At 68.1% G+C, this 18,828-nt stretch carries 20 protein-coding genes; 2 read left to right on the top strand and 18 right to left on the bottom strand.

Going from position 1 to position 18,828, the window contains the following annotated elements; all coding sequences use genetic code 11:
* Window positions 1-23 precede the first annotated feature (23 nt).
* Both cimA and C1A13_RS07130 read right to left on the bottom strand, forming a co-directional pair.
* Window positions 24-1,607, bottom strand: coding sequence for a citramalate synthase (cimA, locus tag C1A13_RS07135; protein ID WP_101550534.1), 1,584 nt, complete (start codon window positions 1,605-1,607; stop codon window positions 24-26).
* Window positions 1,594-2,025: an SRPBCC family protein gene (locus tag C1A13_RS07130; protein WP_101550532.1), complete on the bottom strand. Its 432-nt coding sequence runs from the start codon at window positions 2,023-2,025 to the stop codon at window positions 1,594-1,596. Before C1A13_RS07130 ends, cimA begins: the two co-directional genes overlap by 14 nt.
* A 241-nt stretch (window positions 2,026-2,266) precedes the next feature.
* Between C1A13_RS07130 and dapF the strand changes: the two genes are divergently transcribed.
* On the top strand, window positions 2,267-3,097 hold the full coding sequence (gene dapF, locus C1A13_RS07125) for a diaminopimelate epimerase (protein WP_242970896.1): 831 nt from the start codon (window positions 2,267-2,269) through the stop codon (window positions 3,095-3,097).
* Between the two features lie 71 nt (window positions 3,098-3,168).
* The gene (locus tag C1A13_RS07120; RefSeq protein ID WP_101550528.1) at window positions 3,169-4,368 is read left to right on the top strand and encodes an LL-diaminopimelate aminotransferase; all 1,200 of its coding nucleotides are present in this window, start codon (window positions 3,169-3,171) and stop codon (window positions 4,366-4,368) included.
* Window positions 4,369-4,427: 59 nt separating this feature from the next.
* On the opposite strand, the gene C1A13_RS07115 is transcribed toward C1A13_RS07120, so the two are convergent.
* The 16 genes from C1A13_RS07115 to cobM are packed head-to-tail and all read right to left on the bottom strand — an operon-like array spanning window position 4,428 to window position 18,824.
* Complete coding sequence (locus tag C1A13_RS07115; protein WP_101550526.1) at window positions 4,428-5,072, bottom strand: precorrin-8X methylmutase; 645 nt, start codon at window positions 5,070-5,072, stop codon at window positions 4,428-4,430.
* Window positions 5,073-5,080: 8 nt separating this feature from the next.
* Complete coding sequence (locus C1A13_RS07110; protein WP_101550524.1) at window positions 5,081-5,608, bottom strand: cob(I)yrinic acid a,c-diamide adenosyltransferase; 528 nt, start codon at window positions 5,606-5,608, stop codon at window positions 5,081-5,083.
* Window positions 5,605-7,104 carry a cobyric acid synthase gene (locus tag C1A13_RS07105; protein ID WP_101550522.1) on the bottom strand — a complete coding sequence of 500 codons (1,500 nt, stop codon included), beginning with the start codon at window positions 7,102-7,104 and terminating at the stop codon, window positions 5,605-5,607. Before C1A13_RS07105 ends, C1A13_RS07110 begins: the two co-directional genes overlap by 4 nt.
* Before the next feature lie 2 nt (window positions 7,105-7,106).
* Entirely contained in the window at window positions 7,107-8,159 is a 1,053-nt protein-coding gene (locus tag C1A13_RS07100; protein WP_101550520.1) for a pyridoxal phosphate-dependent aminotransferase, read from the bottom strand.
* 10 nt (window positions 8,160-8,169) lie between these two features.
* Window positions 8,170-9,141, bottom strand: coding sequence for an adenosylcobinamide-phosphate synthase CbiB (cbiB, locus tag C1A13_RS07095; RefSeq protein ID WP_101550518.1), 972 nt, complete (start codon window positions 9,139-9,141; stop codon window positions 8,170-8,172).
* The gene (locus C1A13_RS07090; protein ID WP_172439205.1) at window positions 9,134-9,739 is read right to left on the bottom strand and encodes a histidine phosphatase family protein; all 606 of its coding nucleotides are present in this window, start codon (window positions 9,737-9,739) and stop codon (window positions 9,134-9,136) included. Before C1A13_RS07090 ends, cbiB begins: the two co-directional genes overlap by 8 nt.
* On the bottom strand, window positions 9,736-10,128 hold the full coding sequence (locus tag C1A13_RS07085; RefSeq protein ID WP_101550514.1) for a bifunctional adenosylcobinamide kinase/adenosylcobinamide-phosphate guanylyltransferase: 393 nt from the start codon (window positions 10,126-10,128) through the stop codon (window positions 9,736-9,738). The genes C1A13_RS07090 and C1A13_RS07085 overlap by 4 nt, the downstream gene beginning before the upstream one ends.
* Complete coding sequence (locus C1A13_RS07080) at window positions 10,125-10,898, bottom strand: adenosylcobinamide-GDP ribazoletransferase (RefSeq protein WP_101550512.1); 774 nt, start codon at window positions 10,896-10,898, stop codon at window positions 10,125-10,127. The genes C1A13_RS07085 and C1A13_RS07080 overlap by 4 nt, the downstream gene beginning before the upstream one ends.
* A complete protein-coding gene (locus tag C1A13_RS07075) occupies window positions 10,895-11,416 on the bottom strand; it encodes a bifunctional adenosylcobinamide kinase/adenosylcobinamide-phosphate guanylyltransferase (protein WP_101553207.1) in 522 nt (173 codons plus the stop codon). Before C1A13_RS07075 ends, C1A13_RS07080 begins: the two co-directional genes overlap by 4 nt.
* 9 nt (window positions 11,417-11,425) lie before the next feature.
* On the bottom strand, window positions 11,426-12,484 hold the full coding sequence (cobT, locus tag C1A13_RS07070) for a nicotinate-nucleotide--dimethylbenzimidazole phosphoribosyltransferase (protein WP_101550510.1): 1,059 nt from the start codon (window positions 12,482-12,484) through the stop codon (window positions 11,426-11,428).
* A gap of 5 nt (window positions 12,485-12,489) precedes the next feature.
* Complete coding sequence (locus C1A13_RS07065) at window positions 12,490-13,857, bottom strand: cobyrinate a,c-diamide synthase (protein ID WP_101550509.1); 1,368 nt, start codon at window positions 13,855-13,857, stop codon at window positions 12,490-12,492.
* Window positions 13,854-15,047 (bottom strand): precorrin-6y C5,15-methyltransferase (decarboxylating) subunit CbiE, encoded by a 1,194-nt coding sequence (gene cbiE, locus C1A13_RS07060; protein WP_101550507.1) that lies wholly within the window; start codon window positions 15,045-15,047, stop codon window positions 13,854-13,856. Before cbiE ends, C1A13_RS07065 begins: the two co-directional genes overlap by 4 nt.
* A gap of 22 nt (window positions 15,048-15,069) precedes the next feature.
* The gene (cobK, locus tag C1A13_RS07055; protein WP_101550505.1) at window positions 15,070-16,317 is read right to left on the bottom strand and encodes a precorrin-6A reductase; all 1,248 of its coding nucleotides are present in this window, start codon (window positions 16,315-16,317) and stop codon (window positions 15,070-15,072) included.
* On the bottom strand, window positions 16,310-17,041 hold the full coding sequence (gene cobJ, locus C1A13_RS07050) for a precorrin-3B C(17)-methyltransferase (protein WP_101550503.1): 732 nt from the start codon (window positions 17,039-17,041) through the stop codon (window positions 16,310-16,312). Before cobJ ends, cobK begins: the two co-directional genes overlap by 8 nt.
* Window positions 17,038-18,072 carry a cobalt-precorrin 5A hydrolase gene (locus C1A13_RS07045; RefSeq protein ID WP_101550501.1) on the bottom strand — a complete coding sequence of 345 codons (1,035 nt, stop codon included), beginning with the start codon at window positions 18,070-18,072 and terminating at the stop codon, window positions 17,038-17,040. Before C1A13_RS07045 ends, cobJ begins: the two co-directional genes overlap by 4 nt.
* Complete coding sequence (gene cobM / locus C1A13_RS07040; RefSeq protein ID WP_101550499.1) at window positions 18,069-18,824, bottom strand: precorrin-4 C(11)-methyltransferase; 756 nt, start codon at window positions 18,822-18,824, stop codon at window positions 18,069-18,071. Before cobM ends, C1A13_RS07045 begins: the two co-directional genes overlap by 4 nt.
* Window positions 18,825-18,828: the final 4 nt, after the last annotated feature.

Genomic DNA, 18,828 nt, shown 5'->3' with positions numbered 1-18,828 from the left:
TTTTTCGTGTCCGGTTTCGCCCGTCAGGGCGCCTCCCGCTTGAGGGAATCGCGGTAGAGCTTATACTCCATCGAGTCGACGAGCGCCCGGATGGAGGCGTTGATGATGTCGGTGGACACGCCGACCGTCGTCCAGGCGTTCTCCCCGTCGGACGATTCGATCAGGACGCGCACCATCGCGGCGGTCGCCTTCCCGGTGTCCATGACGCGCACCTTGTAGTCGATGAGGCGGACCCCCGCGAGGTTCGGGTAAAAGACCTCGAGCGCCTTGCGCAGCGCGCGGTCGAGCGCGTGGACCGGGCCGTCGCCTTCGTCGGCGGTGATCTCATAGCGGTCGCCCACCCGCACCTTGACCATCGCGGAGGCCATGTGCCGGTCCGCGCTGTCCTGTTCGCCGATGATCCGGAACAGCTCGAGGGCGAAGAAGGGACGGAACCTTCCCAGTTCCTTGAGCACCACCATCTCGAAGCTGGCGGTCGCCGCCTCGAACTGGTAACCCTGGAACTCCAGCTCCTTGAGCTCCCCGACCAGCGTCTCAAGCTCGGGGGAATTCTTGGTGAGCCCCGGGACGACCTCGCTGATCTTCGCGATCAGCGCGCTGCGCCCGCTCACCTCGGAAAGCAGGATCTGCCGGTGGTTCCCCACCGCGGCGGGGTCGACATGCTCAAAGGCGGAGGGGTTCTTTTTCACCCCGTCGACGTGCATCCCGCCCTTGTGGGCGAAGGCGCTCTTGCCGACATAGGGCATCGAATGGGAGAGGCGCACGTTGGAAATCTCGGAAATGATCCGCGCCGCGCCCGTCATCCGGGCGATGCAGTCGGCCGGGACGCACTGGAAGCCGAGCTTGAGCTGCAGATCCGCGATCACGGTGGAGAGGTTCGTGTTGCCGCACCGTTCCCCAAAGCCGATATAGGTCCCCTGCACATGGTCCGCGCCGGCCTTCACCGCCGCCAGGGTGTCCGCGACGGCGCAGCCGGTGTCGTCGTGGCAGTGGATGCCGATCTTTCCGGGGAAGGCCTTGACCGCCTCCGCGGTGATCGCCCGGATCTCGTCGGGGAAGCACCCGCCGTTCGTATCGCAGAGGATGAGCTTGCAGGCGCCCGCGTCGGCGGCCGCCTTGAGCGCCTGCATGGCGTAGAGCGGGTTGTGCTTATACCCGTCGAAAAAATGCTCCGCGTCGAAAAAGACCCGCCTGCCCGCCTCGGCCAGATACGCCACCGTGTCGGCGATCATCCGGAGGTTTTCCTCCGGCGTGGTGCCGAGCACCTCGCGGGCCTGCCATTCGCTCGCCTTGCCGAAAACCGCGACGCAGGCCGTCCCCGTCTCAAGCAGGGCGGCGACGTTTTTGTCCTCCCCGGCCGACGAGTCCCTGCGGCGGGTCGAGCCGAACGCCACCAGCCGCGCGTGGGAAAGGCGGAGCTCGCCGGCGGCGCGGCGGAAAAACTCCTCGTCCTTCGGGTTGCTGTGGGGGTTGCCCGCCTCGATATAGTCGACCCCCGCCCGGTCGAGCGCCCGCGCGATGGCGAGCTTATCCTCGACCGAGAAGGAGACCCCCTCCCCCTGCGCGCCGTCCCGCAGGGTCGAATCGAAGACGTCAATCTTTTTCATCGCTCTCCCCCAGTTTCCGCCGCAGGTCGCGCGCATACGCCTCCTGCATCCCGCGCAGGTCCATCAGCAGGTAGGAGAGCAGCCAGACCGCCGGATTGCGGATGGTGAGCCGCTCGGTAAAGACCACCTCGGTACCGTCGTCCTCCGTTTTGGAGAACTCGCCCGTCCATTCTCCGGTGAACATCGCGTGCTCCATGTGGAAGGCGTAGAGCCGCCCCGGCTGCTTTTCGGTGATTGTAAAGACCGTCTCGCTCCCCTTTTTGGGGTATTCCACGAAGGTGACGCCGTCCGGCTTGGTATCGATATGGTCAAGATCGCTGCGCCAGGAAAAATCGGTGTTATCGGTCACGGCCTCCCAAACGGCCTCCAACGGCGAGGAAAAACGCGCGGTCAGCTGGGATGTCCTCAGCTTCTTCATCTGAAAAGTCTCCTCTTTTCTTCCGCCTCCGCGCCTGCCGCAGAGCGGGCGGCGGGGCTGTCTGTCATGCGGATATTGTAGCATAAACGTCCCCCGCGCACAAGCCGCCGCTTTTTTCACTTTACAAGAGTGAAGGTTTGCGTTAAAATAAAGAGTCAGAAGAAGCCTTTGGAAGAACCGGACGGCAGCCGTCCGCCGAAACCATGGAGGAACGAAGGAATTGAAGCTACATTTTTCCAAGATGCACGGCCTCGGGAACGACTATATCTACGTCAACTGCCTCGAGCACAAGCTCAAGCACCCGGAGGAGGTGGCGCGCATCGTGAGCGACCGCCACTTCGGCGTCGGCTCCGACGGCCTCATCCTCATCTGCCCCTCCGACCGGGCGGATTTTGAGATGCGCATGTTCAACGCCGACGGCTCGGAGGGAAAGATGTGCGGCAACGCCATCCGATGCGTCGGGAAATACGTCTATGACCGCGGGTTCACCGACCGCAAAACCTTGCAGATCGACACCAGAAGCGGCGTCAAGACGCTTGAGCTCACGCTGGAGGATGATGGAAAGGTGTCGACCGTGCGGGTCGATATGGGCAGGGCGTCCCTGCGCGCCAGGGATATCCCCGTCGAAACCGATTACGACGACTTTGTCAGCCAGCCGATGCTTGTGCACGGGGAGGTCTTTCTCGTCACCTGCGTCTCGATGGGAAATCCCCACGCCGTCATCTTCTGCGACGACGTGGAGGACCTGCCGCTCGAGGACATCGGCCCCCTCTTTGAAAACCACGAGAAATTCCCCGACCGCATCAACACTGAATTTATCGAGCTCGTCGACCGTCAGACTCTCAAAATGCGGGTGTGGGAGCGCGGAAGCGGCGAGACCTTCGCATGCGGCACCGGCGCCTGCGCAGCGGTCGTCGCGGCGGTCGTCAACGGGCACTGCGACGCCGGCGACGAGGTCACCGTGCGCCTGCGCGGCGGCGAACTGAAAATCACCTGCCGGGAGGACTTCACCGTCCTGATGGAGGGCCCCGCCGCCCACGTCTTCGACGGCGTGATGGAAATCGATCTATAAAGCGACTGAAAAATGCCCGGTACGCTGACGCGCGGCGGGCATTTTTGATATCTCAACAGGAGTGATGAACGATGCCAAAGCTCAATGAACACTACCAGAACCTCAAGGAGAGTTACCTGTTTTCCGATATCGCAAAGCGGGTGAACGCCTTTACGGCGGCGCATCCCGACAAAAAGATCATCCGGATGGGAATCGGCGACGTGACCCTCCCGCTCATGCCCGAGGTCGTCTCCGCCCTGCACGGCGCGGTCGACGAGATGGCGAACGCCGCCTCCTTCCACGGGTACGGCCCCGAGCAGGGCTACGATTTCCTGCGCGGCGCCATTCAGGGCTATTACGCCGGGCATGGCGTCTCCCTCGACCCGGACGAGATTTTCGTCAGCGACGGCGCGAAGAGCGATGTCGGCAACATCACCGACCTGTTCGACGTCGGCAACGTCGTGCTTATCCCCGACCCCGTCTACCCCGTCTACGTCGACACCAACGTCATGGACGGCCGCGAGGTTCTCTACCTCAATGCCAACGCTGAAAACGGCTTTCTGCCGATGCCCAATTCCGACATCCACGCCGACCTCATCTACCTCTGCTCCCCCAACAACCCGACCGGCGCGGTCTATACCCTCGACCAACTGAAGGCGTGGGTCGCCTACGCGCTCGAACACAAAGCGGTCATCCTCTTCGACGCGGCCTATGAGGCATTCATCGGGGACGACAGCCTCCCCCGCAGCATCTTCGCCGTCGAGGGCGCAAAGAAATGCGCGATCGAGTTCTGCTCCCTCTCCAAAACGGCCGGCTTCACCGGCACCCGCTGCGCCTACACCGTGGTGCCCAGGGAGCTGACGATGCGCGCCTCCGACGGCGAGACGCTCTCCCTCAACCGCATGTGGCTCCGCCGGCAGACCACCAAGTTCAACGGCGTCTCCTACATCATCCAGCGCGGCGCGGCCGCCGTCTTCTCCGACGAGGGCGTGCGCCAGTCGCGCGAGATGGTCGGTTACTACAAGGCGAACGCCCGCCTCATCGCCGACACCCTTTCCGAGCTGGGCATCCGCTACTTCGGCGGCATCCACTCCCCCTACATCTGGATGGAATGCCCGAACGGCATGAAGTCGTGGGAGTTCTTCGACTACCTGCTCGAAAACGCCGCCGTCGTCGGCACGCCGGGCGCGGGCTTCGGTGTCAACGGCGAGGGGTATTTCCGCCTTACCGGATTTTCCAGCCGGGAGCAGACCGCCGAAGCGATGGAGCGGTTCAAGGCGATCCTCAAATAATCCGCCAATGCAGAAAGGGGCGCGGAACCAAAGCGGTTCCGCGCCCCTTTTTTATGTGTTTACCGGCCGCCTTCCATTCCGTAGAGCAGGGCGTTCACAATTGCGGCGGCGACGTTGCTGCCCCCCTTGCGCCCTCGCGCAACAATGCAGGGGACGCCGCTTTCGAGCAGCAGCTCCTTGGCCTCGACGACATTTACGAACCCCACCGGCACGCCGATCACCGCCGCGGGCTGTAGATTTCCATCGGAAACGAGCTCGCAGAGGCGGATGAGCGCCGTGGGGGCGTTGCCGACCGCGAAGAGGAGCGGCCCCGGCAGCGCGGAGGCCTTGTCCATCGACGCGACGGCGCGGGTCGTGCCGTTTTCCTTTGCCCCGGCGGCCACGTCCGGGTCGGACATGAAGCAGCGGACCTCCCCGCCGAACCGGGCGAGGGAGGTCTTGTTGATCCCCGCGCGCGCCATCTGCGTGTCGGTCACGACGGCCGCGCCCGCGCGCAGCGCGGCGCGCGCCGTCTCCACAACGCCGGGCGAAAAGACGAGACTTTCCGCGTAATCGAAGTCGGCGGTCGTGTGGATGACCCGCTTGACGATGGGGGCCGTCTCCTCCAAAAGCGCGATCCCCCGCCCCTCCAGCTCCGCCGAAATAATCTCGAAGCTGCGCCGCTCGATGTCGGCGGGCAGCAGATGTTCCAGTTCTCGTTTCATGGCGTCCCTCACAGTTCGATTCCCTCGCGCGCGGGAATTCCCCGGTCGAAGGGGTGTTTTCGCTTTTGGATCTCCGAGACGTAATCGGCCGCCTCGACCAGCCAGTCGGGCGGGTTGCGGCCGGTGAGGACCAGCTCGAGTTCCGCCGGCTTTCGCTCGACAAAGCTGCGCAGCAGGTCGGCGTCCACCGTCCCGGTCGAGAGCGCCCCCATGATCTCGTCGAGGACCAGCAGCCTGCAATCCCCCGCCCGCGCCGCCTCCACGGCGGAAAGCAGGAGCTTGCTGTTCTCGTCGTAGGTCTGCTGGAGCTCCCGCTCGTCCATCTGGAAGGTGAACTTGTCACCCGCCTTGCCGCGCAGAAGGGTGATTTCGGGGATTTTCGCGAGCGCGTGCAGCTCGCCGCTCTCCCTCCCCTTTAGAAACTGCGCGATCAGCACCGGCATGCCCCGTCCGGCGGCGCGCACCGCAAGCCCGATCGCGGCGGTCGTCTTGCCCTTGCCGTCGCCGCAGTAGATGTGGATCAGCCCCCTGTTCATATGCCTTCCTCCAAAATTTTGTAGACCGCGCCCATGTCGAGGCTCTCCCGCACCGCCGCCGCGAGCTTGTCGTACTGCGCCTCCCGGTAGGACTTCGCATCGACGGCCGCGATATCGGATGTGTCAAGCCCTTTTGCCTTACAGAGGCAGCACACCAGCGCGGCGGCGGTCTCGCCGCTGTCGAAGAGCCCGTGCACATAGCTGCCGCAGACATTCCCGCGCGACGCGCCGTCCGGCTTCCCTTCTCCCCGCCCGGTACGCAGCTCCATCAGCGGCGGGCAGTCCCGCTCCGTGCGGCCCATGTGGATTTCGTAGCCCTCGAACGCCGCGCCCGAAAGCCCGGAAAAAATCCCTTCCGCCCTTTCAAAGCGGCCCGTCACGCGGGTACGGGTCTTTTCTTTGGCGAACACCGTCCGGACGGGCAGCAGGCCGAGGCCGCAGAGCGTCCCGCCGTGCTCGACCCCGTCGGGGTCTGCGAGGCGCTCGCCGAGCATCTGGTAGCCGCCGCAGATGCCCAGCACCGCGCCGCCCGCCGCCGCGTGCTTTTTGACGGCGGCCTCCAGCCCGTTCTGCCGCAGCCACAGAAGGTCCTCCATCGTGTTCTTACTGCCCGGCAGGACGATGAGGTCGGGATTTCCCAGCGCGGCAGGCGACGCGGCATACCGCACCGAGACGCCGGGGATCCGCTCGAGCGGGGCGAAATCGGTGAAGTTGGCGATGCGGGGCAGGCGCACGACCGCGATGTCGACAAGCGCAGGGCCGCCGCGGCCCGTGAGCCGCTCGGAGTGGCTGTCCTCGTCGTCGATGTCAACGTCGAGCCAGGGCACCACGCCCACGACCGGCACGCCGGTGATGTCCGCGATCTGGTCGAGCCCCGGCCGCAGAATCTCCCGGTCGCCGCGGAATTTGTTGATGACGAGCCCCCGCACCATCGCGCGCTCGTCCGGTTCCAGCAGCATGACGGTGCCCGCCAGCGAGGCGAACACCCCGCCCCGGTCGATGTCCCCCGCCAGCAGGACGGGCGCCTTGGCAAGCCGCGCCATGCCCATATTGACGATGTCCTCCGCCTTGAGGTTGATTTCCGCCGGGCTGCCCGCACCCTCAAGTACGATCACGTCGTATTGCGCCGCGAGCGATTCATACGCCTCCACGACCTTCGGGACGAGTTCCCGCTTCCTTTTAAAATATTCGGCGGCGCTCATGTCGCCGAGCACCTCGCCGTTCACGATCACCTGCGAACCGGTGTCGGAGGAGGGCTTGAGCAGGATGGGGTTCATGCGCACCGACGGCGCGATCCCCGCTGCCTGGGCCTGCACCACCTGCGCGCGGCCCATCTCGAGCCCCTCGTCGGTGATGAAGGAGTTGAGCGCCATGTTCTGCGATTTGAAGGGCGCGACGGAATAGCCGTCCTGCCGGAAGATCCGGCAGAGCGCGGCCACCAGCAGGCTCTTGCCCGCGCCCGACGAGGTCCCCTGCACCATGATCGCCTTCGCCAAGCCTACGCCCCCTTCAAAATCTCCGTAAGCGCCTCGACCAGCCGCTCGTTCTGCGCGTGCGTCTTGACCGCCGCGCGGTAAAACCGCTCGTCCAGTCCCCGGAAATTGCCGCACGGACGGATGAGGATGCCGCGCTGTTCGAGCAGCGCGTCGAGGTCGCGGCAGGCGTTGCACTTGAAGAAGAGGTAGTTCGCCCGCGACCCAAGCACCCGCAGGCCGAGCTTTTGCAGCTCCCCGGCGAGGTATTTCCGCTCCGCCTTGACGACCTCCCGCACGCGGGAGACGTACTCCCCGTCCGCGAGGGCGGCGATCCCCGCCGTCTGCGCGGGCAGCGAGACGTTCCACGGCGGCTCGCAGGCGCAGACCGCCTCGATCGTCTCAGGGTTCGCGCAGAGCAGATAGCCGAGCCGCAGGCCCGCCATCGCGTAGAGCTTGGTGAACGCCCGCAGGAGGATGAGATTCCCATGCGCCGCGAGCTCTCCCTTGAGGGTGTGCGCCTCCGGCTCGTCAAGGAAGGGCACGAAGCACTCGTCGACCACAAGCGTGATCTTGCAGTCGGCGCATTTTTTGAGGATGCGGCGCAGCAGCTCCCCGTCGGCGGGCTGGCCGGTGGGGTTGTTGGGGTTGCAGAGCATCACGAGGTCGAGCGCGGGGCTCAGCTTGCCCAGGATCGTGTCGGTCAGCGCGAAGTTGTCCTTCTCGTGCAGCGGATGGAAGGCCGTCTCGCACCCCGCCGCCGCGAGGGCGTATTCGTACTCCGAAAAGGTGGGCGCGAGCGTGAGCGCGCGGCGGGGCCTTAACGCCTGCGCCACGCGGAAGATGAGGTCTGCCGCGCCGTTGCCGCAGTGGACCCACGCGGCGGGCACTCCGTCCGCCGCCGCAATCGCCGCCGTCAGGTCGCGGCAGAGCGGGTCGGGATAGCCGTCCCAGTCGCCGACCGAACCGGCAAGCGCCGCTTGGACGCTCTCCGGAAGCCCGAGCGGGCTTGTGTTGGAGGAAAAGTCGAGCGCGGACGGATGCCCGTAGGTATCGCCGCCGTGAAGCTGTCTGTCCATGTGTTCTCCTTTATAGATGGTATAAAATCAGTATTTTTACCGAGAGGAACATCCCCAGTGCCAGCAGGGAGGTCCCGTACATCAGCCGGTTGGCCCGCCGGATGTCCTCCGGCTCCACGGCGCGGCGGCTGTCGCCGATCGTGGGCTTTTTTACGGGTACGCCGCCGTAGCAGGCGTCCCCCGCGAGGCGCACCCCCAGCGCGCCGGCGCAGGCCGCCTCGGTCTGCGCGCTGTTGGGGCTCTGGTGGTTTCGGCGGTCCCGCCGCCAAATGCGCGCCGCGCCGCGCGCGTCAAGCCCGCAGAGGGCGGCGGCCGCGATCATGAGGAGCGCGGAAAGCCGCGCGGGAATCCAGTTGAGAAGGTCGTCGAGCTTCGCGGAGCAGCGTCCAAACTCCCGGTAGCGGTCGTTTTTGTAGCCGACCATCGAGTCGAGGGTGTTGACCGCCTTGTAGAGGAAGCCGAGCGGCGCGCCGCCGAGCGCGAGGAAAAAGAGCGGCGCGACGACCCCGTCGCCCGTGTTCTCCGCGACCGTCTCGACCGCCGCCTTGGCGACCCCCTCTTCGGAGAGCATGGCGGTGTCCCGCCCGACGATCATCGAAACGGCCCGCCGCGCACCGGGCAGGTCGCCCGCCGCAAACGCGGCGTGGACCTTCATGCTCTCGTCGCGCAGGGAGCGCGCGGCGATAAGCCAGTAGCAGAGGACCGTTTCTACCGCGAGTGCGGCCCACCGGCCCAGAAGGCGCCGCGAAAACCACAGCAGCCCCCACGCCGCGCCCGCCGAAATGAGGACGGTCAGCAGGGCGAGCAGCCGCCCCGCCGTCCGTTCGCCGCGCGGCGATTTGGGGAAGCGGGCGCGCAGAAATTTTTCCAGCGCGGAGATCAGTCGCCCGATCCACCGAACGGGATGCGGGAACCCGTGCGGGTCCCCCAAGGCCGCGTCGAGCAGAAATCCCAGCCCGATGGCGATCACCCGGTCAAGCATCGGCGGCGCCCTCCCCCAGCTTCCGCACGCCGGTGAGGACCCGGCGGTCCCGCCAGAGCTCCCGCGTCGTGCACGCGGTCCAGCCGCCGAAGTTTTCCGGCTGCCAGTCGTAGAAGCCGCGCGGGGAATCCGTCTCGGCGAACCGCTCCATCACCGCCATGATCGTGCCGCCGTGCACGACGAACGCCGCCGAGGAGACGCCGTTTGCGAGGCAGCTTTCCACGATCTCCTCAAAGGCGCGGCAGCACCGCCGCCGGAAGGCGGCGGTGTCCTCCCCGCCGGGCGGCGCGAGCGTCCCGGTGCGGTCGTCCATCCACGCGCGGTAGGCGGGATCGTTTTGAAGCTGCTCATAGCTCTTATTTTCAAACGCGCCGAAGTCGCATTCGCGCAGGTCGGGCACCGTTACCGGCGCTACGGCGGGATAGAGGAGCGCCGCCGTCTGGCGGCAGCGGAGCAGCGGGCTCACGTAGACCCGCTCCGCCGCCGGGGCGGGGCAGCCCGGCAGGGCCCCGGGCGCGAGCGGCTCGTCGGTGCTCCCGATATAGCGGCGCGCGAGGTTCCCCGGGGTGGGACCGTGACGGATGAAAATGATCTTCACGCCTCTCCCCCCTTGATGACCGCCGGGATGCCCGCATAGACGCGCAGGACGGTATCGCTTTTCTCCGCGAGCATGCAGCAGACTCTCCCCGCCGCCTCCCGCCATGCGCGGTCAAACGGGTCGAGCGGCACCACGCCGCAGCCGACCTCGTCGCTGATAAAGATCGCGTCCGGGTGCGCGTCGGCATAGCGCGCCAGAATTTCCACCGGGTCGCGCCCCGCCTCGAGCAGCCGCCGCGCCAGCAGGTGCACGTGATTGATGACGGGCGTTTCGGGCGGCGGATTGAGCGGGCAGGTCTCCCCGTCGCACACGTCGGCGGGCGACAGCCCCTCCCGCGCGAGCAGGAGCGCGCACTTTCCCTGCGCGCGGCCTCCGATCACCAGCTTCACAGCAGCACCCCCTCAAAGAGCACGACCGCCGCGAGGATCGCCGCCTCGCACACCGTCAAAAAATACCCGGCGAGGTCGCCGGTGATCCCGCCGAAGCAGCGGTAGGCGAGCCAGCGGTAGTGCAGCAGCACCACCAGCGCCGCGAGCAGGCCCGCCGCGCCCGCCGACGGGGAAAGCGCCAGCATCGCGGCGGCGCAGAGGAGCGCCAGCGCCGCCAGCAGAACGCGCACCCGCCCCTTCGCGGCGTTTTCCGAAAAGAGGGCGGCCAGCCCGCCCGGCTTGGCGCAGCGCATCGAGACGACCGTGAGCCCGCTGAGCGACCGGGAGAGCACAAATCCCAGCGCCAGCATCCCCGCCGTGCGCGGATGAAAGCGGTACTGGGTCCACAGGCCGAAGGTGAGCAGCAGGCAGAGGACGCAGGCCATCACGCCGAAGGCGCCGATATGCGGGTCCTTCATGATCTCGAGCTTGCGTTCGGCCGGGGCGTGGGAGGCGAGCGCGTCGGAGGTGTCGCAGAACCCGTCGAGGTGGATGCCGCCCGAGAGCAGGACGGGGATCGCCGTGGCGACGGCGGCGGTCAGCCCCGGCCCGACGCCAAAGAGGCGGCAGAGCCACAGCCAGCCGAATTCCGCCGCGCCGATCACGACGCCGATCAGCGGGAAAAAGCAGAAGGCGTATCGCATGTTCTCCGCTTTCCATTCGACGCGCGGAGCCGGGAGGATGGAATACATCGAAAAGGCCATCGCCAGCGAGCGCAGCAGCTTTTTCATTCCGTTGTTCCTCCCTTCCAGATGAGCGGTATCCCGCAGACGACCTCCACGACCCGGTCCGCCCGCGCGGCAAGCGCCCGGTTGAGCGCGCCGAGCAGTTCGATATAGCGCCGTGTACCGGGGTCGTAGGGCGCGCCGTCGGAAAAGACCTCGTTGGAGACGACATAGACCCGCGCGGCCCGCACGCAAAGTTCGTCGATCCCCGCGAGCGCCGCGTCAAACGCCCCCTCCCCCGCGCCGCCGTAGAGCTCGTTGGCGGCGAGATTGCCGAGGTCCTCCAGCAGCACCGTTCGGGTCCCGGCCGGGAGCGCCAGCCCCGAAAGGCCGGCCTCCCGCTCGCAGGTGACAAATCCGCGCCCCGCGCGGGCGGCGCGGTGCTTTTCGATCCGCGCCTCGCACTCCGCGTCGTGGCGGCGCATCGTGGCGAGGTAGACGCGCGGCCCGGGGGCCGCCGCCGCGAGATGCTCGGCATATTCCGATTTTCCGCTCGCGGCCCCGCCGATGATCAGCGTCAGCACCCCGCCCACCTAACTGAGCGGCTGGTAGGCGTCGATCTCGATCTCCCGGAAGGTGCTCATCTCCCGGTAGACGGCCAGCGCCATGTCGAGGAGCGGCAGCGCCGCCACCGCGCCCGTCCCCTCGCCGAGGCACATGCCCGCCGTGATGAGCGGGCGCAGGCCGAGCGCGCCGAGCACCAGCGCCGCCGCGGGCTCGTCGGAGAGATGGGAGGCGAGCATCGCCTTTTTCACGGCGGGGCAGATGCGCGCCGCGGCCAGCGCCGCCGCCGCCGAAATGAACCCGTCGATCAGCACGGGCACGCGGTGGACCGCGCCGCCCAGAAAGACGCCCGCCAGCCCCGCGAGATCGAAGCCGCCCACCTTGGCGAGCACGTCGACACCGTCGTTCGGGTCGGGGTGGTTGACGACGAGCGCACGTTCGACCGTTTTGATCTTATGGGCGAGCCCCTCGCTCGTGAGTCCCGCGCCGCGCCCCGTCACCTCCTCGGCCGGAAGGCCGAGGAGCGCGGCGGTCACCGCGCTGCTCGTCGTGGTGTTGCCGATGCCCATCTCACCCGTGGCGATGATCCGGTAGCCCTTCTGCTTCAGTTCCCCCACGAGGGAAATCCCGAAGGACAGCGCGTCGAGCGCCTGCTCCCGCGTCATCGCGGGGCCGCGGGCGATGTTGCCCGTCCCGTAGCCGAGCTTGTGGACGACGAGCCCCTCTCCCGACAGGTCGCGCGCGACGCCGATGTCCACGGGAATCACGTCGCAGCGCGCGGCGCGCGCCATCGCGCAGACGCTCGCGTCCCCGCGCGTGAAGTTCTCCGCCACGACGGCGGTCACCTCGCTGCCCGTCTGGGTCACGCCCTCGGCGACCACGCCGTTGTCGGCGCAGAAGACGGCCGCGCATCGCCTGTCCAGCTCCACCCGCGCGCTTCCGGTGAGCGCCGCGATGCGGATGACCGCCTCCTCCAGCAGCCCGAGGCTCCCGAGCGGCTTTGCGATGCTGTCCCACCGCGCCTTTGCTTCCTGCCCGGCCCGTTCGTCGGGCGGGGTGATCTGCCTGAGTGCTTCTTCCAGATTCATCCGTCTCATCCCCTTTGGTAGTCGGCAGCCGCGCGCAGAAAGCGCTCGGCGGCCTTTGGCGCGCCCGCCAGATAGAGGTGCGGGAACCCCGCGTAGAGGGTCCTCCCCGCGTGTACGCAGTCCCAGCCGCGGGAGCTCTGCGGCTTTTGTGCCGCAAAGGCGGCGCCCGGGCCGGTGCTGTCCCAATAGTGGAATTCATGCGCGCGCAGCGTCTCCCCCGCGCCGCAGAGCAGGTTCTCCTCCCGCGCGGTGAGCGTCACATACCCAAACCGCCCGAGCCGCCCGGTCCGGAAACCCTCCGCCGCGATCACGCCCGCCATCGCATGGGCGTTCCCGTCCGCATCCTCAAGGCTCCGGTGCAGGTACAAAAAACCGCCGCACTCCGCGATGGCGGGCATCCCGCCCTCGATCGCGGCCCTGACCGCGCGGCGCATCGGTTCGTTGCGGGAGAGCGTTTCCGCGTACAGCTCGGGGTATCCGCCGCCGAGCAGGAGCCCGCCCGCGCCCTCCGGCAGCGTCGCGTCCGAAAGCGGGCTGAAAAAGGTAAGCTCCGCCCCCATCTCCCGCAGCAGCGAAAGGGTATCCTCGTAGTAAAAACAGAACGCCGCGTCCCGCGCCACGGCGATCCGGGGCTTTCCCTCAACGCGGGACAGACAAGGCGGTTCATAGGAGAGCGGCGGCGCGGATTCCGCGATCTGGAGCAGCATCGGCAGGTCCGCCGTCCGTTCCAGCGCCCCGGCGAGCTCGTCCAGCTTCCGCCCGAGCTCCGCGGCCTCCCCGGCGGTCACGAGGCCGAGGTGGCGGCTTTCAAACGCGCAGCCGGGCATCGGCGGCAGGTACCCGGCGACCGGGACGCCGCATTCCCGCTCGACGAGCGCCTTTACTTCGGGGTAGCGCGCGGCGGAAAGGTGATTGAGCAGCACCGCGGCGATGTTTGCGTCGGGCCGGTAGCCTGTAAAGCCTCTGACCTGTGCGGCAACGGAGGCCGCCATCCCCCGGCAGGAGACGACGAGCAGGACGGGCGCACCGGTCGCGCGGGCGACGGCGTAGGCCGACGCGTCGGACGAAACCGCAATCCCGTCATAATAGCCCATCGCGCCCTCGATGAGGGCGATATCCGCATGCTCCGCGCCCTTCGCGAGCAGGCGGCGCGCCGTGTCCCCGTCGGAAAGAAAGAGGTCGAGATTGGCGGAATAGGCCGCGCCGACGCTCTCCCGGTGGAACATCGGGTCGATGTAGTCGGGCCCGCACTTGAACGCGGCCGCCCGTCGGCCGTGCCCGGCCAGCGCGCGCAGCAGCGCGCAGGTGACCGTCGTTTTGCCGCTGCCGCTCGCGGGCGCGGCGACCAGCAGGCGCGGAAACTGGACCGTCATTCGCTCCCTCCCGCGCTCAGGACCCACACGGGGTTCTGGGCCTGCATCATGTGGTAATGCCCGGCTTCCCGCACGCGGGAGACCGAAAGCTGCACCGCGTCGGGCTCCCTCAGGGAAAGCCGCCCGAAGCAGCCGAGCGCCTCCGTGACCGTCTCGAGCGTGACGGCGTTCACGACGATCCGCGCGCCGGGATTTTTTTCGAGCGCCGCGCCGACGATCTCCGCGAGGTTCCCCGACGAGCCGCCGACGAAGACGGCGTCGGGCGCGGGAAGCTCCCCCAGTACGCCGGGCGCGCTCCCCGCCACCGGGCGCAGGTTCCAAAGGCCGAATTTCGCGCGGTTTTGTTCGATCAGCGCGAGCGCATCCGGCTCCCGTTCGACGGCATAGACCGCGCCTTCCCCGAGCACCCGCGCGATCTCGACGCTCACCGAGCCGGTGCCGGCGCCCACGTCCCAGACGGTCATCCCCCGCCGCAGGCGCAGCTTCGCGACCGAGACGGCGCGGACCTCCTCTTTGGTCATCGGCGTCCCGCCGCGCAAAAACGCGCCGTCCGGCAGGCCATGGGCCGCCGGAAGCGGCCGCGCGTCCGGGTTCCGTACCAGCATGACGCTCAGCGGGTCGAACGCCCGTCCCGCGAGCTCCGCCGCGTTCCCGCCCGTGACGCGCTCGTCCGGGTAGGAGAGCCGTTCGCCGACCTCCACCCGCACCGCGCCGAGCCCGGCTTCCCGAAGCCGGGCGCAGAGCGCGCCGGGGCTGTTTTCGCCGCCCGTCAGCGCGAACACCTTGGGGCTGGACGCGGCGATCCCGCAGAAGTCGCAGTCGCGTCCATGCAGGCTCACGACCCGCGCGTCGTCCCACGCGGTCCCCAGCCGCGCGCAGAAATACTGCAAGCTGGAGATTCCCGGAAGAAATCGGATTTCGGCCTCCGGCAGCAGGGCCCCGAGGCTTCGCGCCGCGCTGTAAAACCCGACGTCCCCCGAGACAAGCACGCCCGCGGGGCCCTCGTGCGCGCGGACCGCCTCGGCCATCCGCGCGGGCGAGGAGGCCTCTATTTTCTGCGCGGCGCCGGGAAACGCCTCCAGCAGACGCCGCGCGCCGACGAGCACCCGGCAGCTTTTCGCCGCGTCCAGCGCCTCCCCCGTCAGCAGGGCGGGATTCCCCACGCCCATCCCGATCACGTAAACTTTCACCGCGTTCCCCTCCTCTCGCCGTTCATTCCCGATGGTCCGCCTCCGGACCGGGCAGGATCTGGTCCAGCCGCCCGGAAAGCTCCCGCGCGATCTCCCGCGCGCGCTTCTTTTCGTCCACGCCCGCCGACACGCCGACGACCACGCCGCCGCGCCGCAGCAGGGCGGGCAGATAAAAATCGCACAGCTCGGGCGAACCGGGCACGTCGGCGGGAATCCCCGCCGCGCGCGCCTCCTCACAGATCGCCTGGTCGACGTCGGGGTTGTCGGTCGCGGCGATCACGATCCGGCATCCCGCGCAGTCCCCCTTCATGTAGGCGCGCCGCACGATCTGCACGCCGAGCGACTCGAGCTCGGCGGACGGCTGCGGCGTGATCACCACAAGCCCCGGACAGAAGGGCAGCAGCGCGGCAGCGCTCGAGAGGGCGGCCGCACCGCCCCCGAAGAGCGCGATCTTGCAGTTCGACAGCCTGGAGAAGAGCGGGAAATACGCCGCAGGTTCCGCTTCCGCGTCCGCCGGCCGCAGGGCAAAGTCGCGGGTGAGCGCCTCCACCGCGTCCTCGTAGGGCAGACCGCTCTCCTCGCGCGGCCTGCCGATCACGACGGCCACCGCGCCCGCGTCCCGCGCCGCGCCGAGCTTTTCGGAAAAACCGCCCGCGTCGCCCGACTCCTTGGTCACCAGGATCGACGCGCCGATCTGACGCATCGTGGCCCCGTTCATCTCGCGGGAGAAGGGCCCCTGCATCGCAATGACGTTCTGCACCCGGAAACCCAGAGCGAGGCACCGCTGCACCGATTCGACGGTCGGCAGCACCCGCGGGTAGATGCGCTCCTGGTAACCCGGCACCCGCACGAACGCGTCCAGCTCCTTGCTGCCGGTGGTGAGCAGCACCTTGCCCGTCGTGGCGGCGAGCACCTCCGCCGCGCGCTCGGCGCTCTCGACATAGACGCAGCCCTCAGGCGTGTTCGACGGCCGGGAGAGACGCAGGTACCGGGTATCGGTCGCCGCGCAGGCGGCGCGGATATTTTCGGTCGCAAGGGCGGCATAGGGGTGGGTCGCGTCGACCACGCAGTCAAACCGCAGCGATTGAAGCAGGGAGGCCATTCCCTCCGCGTCCAGTCGCTCGGCAAAGACCTGCACCCCCTCGGGGAGCAGGGTCTTTCCATATTCGGTGGCGACCCCCGCGCAGACGTTCGTCCCCTCGCACCGGCTGAGAAACTCCACCAGCCGCCTGCCCTCGGTGGTCCCGGCAAACACAAAGAAATTAGGCATCCCGGTACCCCCTCGGCGTCACCATGCCGCCGCTCAGTTTCTTGGTCTGGGAGTTGCCGACAAACACGGTCGTGAACATATCCGCCTGCGCCTCCCGCAGCTCCCCAAGGGTCAGCACGCGGGCGGACTCCCCCGCCCGCCCCGCGTTGCGCACAAGCCCCGCGACCGTTTCGGGCGCACGGCTGCGCAGCAGGATGTCGCACGCGCGCCGCAGGTAGCCGGCGCGGCGGCGGCTCGCCGGGTTGTAAAGGCAGATGCAGAAGTCCGCTCTGCCCGCCGCGTCGAGCCGCCGTTCAATCAGCTCCCACGGGGTGAGCAGGTCGCTGAGCGAGATGACCGCAAAGTCGTGGATGAGCGGCGCGCCGAGCAGCGCCGCGCCGCTGCACGCGGCCGTCACGCCCGGCACCACCTCGATGTCGATGGGGTCGTACCCCTGTGCGAGCTCGTAGACGAGCCCCGCCATGCCGTAGACCCCGGCGTCCCCGCTCGACACCACCGCGACGGTCCTGCCCCCGCAGGCCGCCTCCAGCGCCATGCGGCAGCGCTCCACCTCCCCGCGCATCGCGGTGGCGAGGAACGCCTTTTCCGGGTAACGGGCGCGGATGAGGTCGACATAGGCCGTGTAGCCCACGATGACCTCGCTCTCTTCGAGCGCCGCGCGCGCGCGGCCGGTCATATTCTGTTCGTCGCCGGGGCCCAGCCCCACGACATAGAGCTTTTTCATCCTGTTTCCTCCCCGAACCCGCAGGTCCAGCGGTCCACCGCGGCAGCGGCCGTCACGCCGCCCGCAGCATGTTTTTTCATGATGACGCGCCCTTCCCGCGACGCGTAAAGCGCCGCGCGTTCGCAGACGTTGTCCACGCCCACCGTCCCGCGCACGAACTCCGACGGTGTGAACTCCCCCTCGAGGGCGGAAAGCGCCTCCGCGGAGGCGGCCGCGAGCGGCAGGCCGTACCTTTCGCAGAACGCCAGGATACAGGGTTCCTCCGCCTTGCGGTCGATCGTCGCGAGCTGGCGGACCGCCGCGAGCGGAATCCTGGCATCGCCGAGCGCCTCGAGGATTTCCCGCTCGAACATTTCCGCGGAAATGCCCCTGCGGCAGCCGGCCCCGACCGTCACGACGCGCGGAAAGGCGTGCAGGGTGCGCAGAAAGGGCTCCTTTGCCGCGTCGAGCGTGACGCAGATTCCCAGCGCGGCGGAGCCGTCCGCCAGCCCAGCGGGAAGCGCGCCCGCAACGGGAAAGTCGCACGCGAAGCCGACCGTCTCTCCGGCAAGCAGCGCTGCCGAAACCTCCTTGGCGAGCGCCCGCTCACCGAGATGGAGCGAACGCTCCGCCGCCCACACATCCACGGCGAAAATCCCGGCGAGGTCAGTGGCGGTGGAGACGACCGGCGTTCCGCCGGCCGCATCGGCGACCCTGGCCGCCAATGCGTTCGCTCCCCCGGCGTGCCCCGACAGCAGCGCCACGGCGTATTTTCCCCGTTCGTCGACCGCGACGACCGCCGGGTCGGTCAATTTGTCCCTGACGAAGGGCGCGACCGCACGCACCGCGATGCCGCACGCGCCGACAAACACGATGCCGCCGGCGTGGGAAAACGCCCTTTCCGTCCAGTCGCGCAGGCTCCGTCCGGGGTCCCCCGCGCGCCCGAAAACCGCGACCTCGGGCGGGGGGCTCCCCGCGTCCGCGAGAGCTTTCGCCAGCCGGTTCGCCAGCTCCGCGCCCCGTCCGGTAAACGCCGCGATCGCGAGCTTCATTGTTCCGCCTCCCGAAAGCCGTGGGAAAAGGCGGGGTCGTAGAGCTTTGAGCGGTCGTACTGTTCACCGAGGAACTCCCCGACGAGGATGAGCGCCATACGGGAAATGCCGTTTTCCTCCGCCATCGCGGGCAGGTCTCCGACCGTGCCGGCCACGCATTTTTCATCCGGCCACGAGGCCTTGTAGACGATCGCGGCGGGCGTGTCCTCCCGGTATCCGCCCGCGAGCAGCCGCTCCCGCAGCGCGGGCAGCAGGCCCGCGCTCAAGAAGACCACCATCGTCGCGCCATGGGCGGCGAAGGAGGCGATCTCCTCCCGTTCGGGCACCGGCGTGCGGCCCGCCATCCGGGTGATGACGACCGACTGGGAGACGCCGGGCAGCGTATATTCCACGCCGAGCGCAGCCGCCGCGCCGCTGAAGGCGCTGACCCCCGGCGTCACGTCATAGGGGATGCCCGCTTCCTTCAGCAGGTCGATCTGCTCCCGGATTGCGCCGTAGAGCGCGGGGTCGCCCGTGTGCAGGCGCACCGTCGTCTTCCCGCCGGCCTCGGCGGCCCGCATGACCGCGAACACCTCTTCCAAAGTCATCCCGGCGCTGTCATGGATTTCACAGTCCGGCTTGACAGCCCCGAGCAGGGCGGGGTTCACAAGGGAACCCGCATAGATTACGACATCCGCCTCGGACAGCAGCCGGTGTCCCCGCAGGGTGATCAGGTCGGGCGCGCCGCAGCCCGCCCCCACAAAATGCACCATCAGG

It is taken from the genome of Anaerotruncus massiliensis (ex Togo et al. 2026) (assembly GCF_900199635.1).
In the GTDB taxonomy this organism is placed as follows: Bacteria; Bacillota; Clostridia; order Oscillospirales; family Ruminococcaceae; genus Anaerotruncus; species Anaerotruncus massiliensis.
This window is presented reverse-complemented; position numbering and strand designations above follow the sequence as displayed.